4 protein-coding genes and 1 pseudogene are annotated in these 2,529 nt (G+C 32.2%); all 5 read left to right on the top strand.

Annotated elements, in window-relative coordinates; genetic code table 11:
• On the top strand, positions 1-654 hold a 654-nt coding region (locus AC1DTM_RS22575; RefSeq protein WP_477000929.1), incomplete at its 5' end, for a hypothetical protein.
• A gap of 129 nt (positions 655-783) precedes the next feature.
• Positions 784-1,047 carry a DUF4176 domain-containing protein gene (locus AC1DTM_RS22570; RefSeq protein WP_070146215.1) on the top strand — a complete coding sequence of 88 codons (264 nt, stop codon included), beginning with the start codon at positions 784-786 and terminating at the stop codon, positions 1,045-1,047.
• A 10-nt stretch (positions 1,048-1,057) separates the two neighbouring features.
• Positions 1,058-1,266, top strand: a pseudogene (locus AC1DTM_RS22565) (ornithine cyclodeaminase family protein); the annotation flags it as partial.
• Between the two features lie 199 nt (positions 1,267-1,465).
• Complete coding sequence (locus tag AC1DTM_RS22560; RefSeq protein WP_477000928.1) at positions 1,466-1,762, top strand: WXG100 family type VII secretion target; 297 nt, start codon at positions 1,466-1,468, stop codon at positions 1,760-1,762.
• A 126-nt stretch (positions 1,763-1,888) separates the two neighbouring features.
• The coding region (esaA, locus tag AC1DTM_RS22555; RefSeq protein WP_477000927.1) for a type VII secretion protein EsaA at positions 1,889-2,529 on the top strand (641 nt) is incomplete at its 3' end.

Below are 2,529 nucleotides of genomic sequence, written 5' to 3'. Positions count from 1 at the left end.
GATTTTAATAAAAAAGTTTTTGAATATTATATGGCTCTTTATGCTGTAAATGATATAAGATCGACTATAATTACTCTTGTGATTGGGATAGCAGATATATTTGTGCTTTTACCTGCTTTTGCGAATCCTGTTCAACCGATATATATGTACATAATAGTTCCACCAGTTGCTTTTTTAAATTTATGGGCAATATGGATTGTTATAAATCCTAGGAAGCGGCAATTACAATACACTCTATTTCGTGGGGTATTTGGCATCGTATGTTCAGTAGGATTATTAGTTATAACCCAAAAGTTTGCATATGGAATGTTAGGATTACAAACTCCCATCTATTTTATTTTTTCGGTTGGTTTGTATATTTTTGCTTTGAATTATTATTATAAAAATCATATTAAAAAACTTCAGGAACCAATCAAAAAATCAAAATCATCGAAAAAAAACTCTGGTTTCGGAGTAGTGGCTTTTATAGGATTGGGTCAACTCGTTGCTAATATCAGTCTTGGTTTTGCAACACAAAAGATGGTAGCAATTGTATTAATGTGTGTATACTCCATGCTTTCGTTTATGTTGTTTCATTTCATTATGGAACTCCATAGGTATTATTATTTAAGGAAGCATATAGAAGGTGGAGGTAGAACACATGAAACCATTTAAAGAGTCTGTATTGAATTTTAAGTATATAATCGTGGTTCTCCTATAGTCAGTAAAGACTGCGGAAAAGAAAAGGGAGAAGCAACATCATGAATATAGAATTACATTTAGATAAAGGAAGGATGGGGAATTATGCAATTTTCTAAAGAAAAGTTTTTACCAAATGGTTCTATTGTTCTATTAAAAGGTGGGACGAAGAAAATTGTGATTTATGGAAGAAAACAAAAACTTATGGTTAAAGAACCTGTGATGTATGACTATATTGGCTGTTTTTATCCAGAAGGCTACATTAATCCTGAGTATACATTTGTATTTAATCATGAGGATATTGAAGAAATTATATTTGTAGGTTTTATAGATGAGGAAGAAGAGGCATTTGTAGGATTTCTTAATTGAATATGATCTAGAAACAGATGACCTTCAAATTCCGATAAAACTAGCAATCTCCACGCCGAACTTGGACAAATCATAAGCGGGGAAAAAACCGGACGCGAAAATGATGAAGAGATTACTATTTTCAAACCAGTTGGTTTGGCAGTAGTAGATATTATCGCTGCGAAGTATTTGTATGAGAAAGCGGTGGAGTGCGGGATGGGGAATAGGATTGAGTTTTGAGACTGCCTTTTGGGGGTCTTTTTTGCATAAAATCTTGTAAAGCAAGAAAAAGTAGAATATTTAATGATTAAAATTGATAATATTCTAATATTCAATAGAAAGATAAAGTGTTTAAAAGTTCAAAATAATACATTATAATGTGTTTAGTAAAATTAACCAAAATATATTTTGCTTATTATGTATTAAAGGGGAAATGAAAATGGCWGGACAAATTCGTATGTCACCAGAGGAGCTTAAATCRAAAGCGACTCGATATGGACAAGGTGCAAATCAAATTGAGGAYATTTTACGTCARTTACAAAACTTACAAAATGAATTAAGAGGAGAATGGGAAGGTCGTGCTTTCGAAGGTTTTGATCAACAGTTCAATSAATTAAARCCAAAAGTACAAAACTTCGCASAGCTATTACAAGAAATTAATRTGCAGCTKAATAAAACTGCAGAGGCTGTTTCTAGACACGACGAAGATCTTTCYCGTAATTTCGGTCTACAATAAAAACGGGTAAAAAGAAACATGTAATTTAGCCATGCAACTTTCGTTGTATGGCTAAATTGCTTTAAAACTAGAGTAAGATAAGGAGTCCTTAACTTAATAGACTCGCAGCCGCAGGAGTGATAAGTAGTGAAAAAGTTTAAGTGGAGCATCTTGTTGTTTATTATTTTAGCTCTTGTGCTATCAACAGGAGTCTCCTATTTAGCATTAAATCAAAATGTTAAGAAAGCTAATGAGAATAGCACGCCAAAAATGACAGTTGCATTAGTAAATGAAGATCAAGGAACTGTATTTGAAGGGAATAAAATAGCGTTTGGAGATCAATTTGTTAAAAATGTAAATAAAAATACGAAACAAGAATGGTACGTAGTTAGTCGCGGAGTAGCAGAAAATGGTTTGAAAAATAATAATTACAATATGATGATTGTAATACCTAATGATTTTTCTAGGAAGGCCGTTGCGATTGATTCAGAACTTCCAGAGAAATTAACGTTAAACTACAAAGTAAACGCGACWGGGAATAAAGATTTGAAAGCTGAGGCTGAAAATACAGCTTCTATGATTTTAGAGGACTTTAATAAACAAATAATTGATGTTTATTTTGCAAGTATTATCGGAAAGTTGCAAGGCGCACAAGATAATATAGGTAAAATAATTGAAAAAGGAAGCACTCAAACCAATATGTACAAAAAAGATGTACATAGCCCGTTGGCAAATTATACAAATCAATTTAAAACGGTACAAGACTATACAGGGATTTCTGTTAATAG

It is taken from the genome of Bacillus sp. P4_D3 (assembly GCF_056401855.1).
The sequence above is the reverse complement of the archived record's forward strand: the minus strand, read 5'-3'. Positions and strand labels throughout refer to the sequence as shown.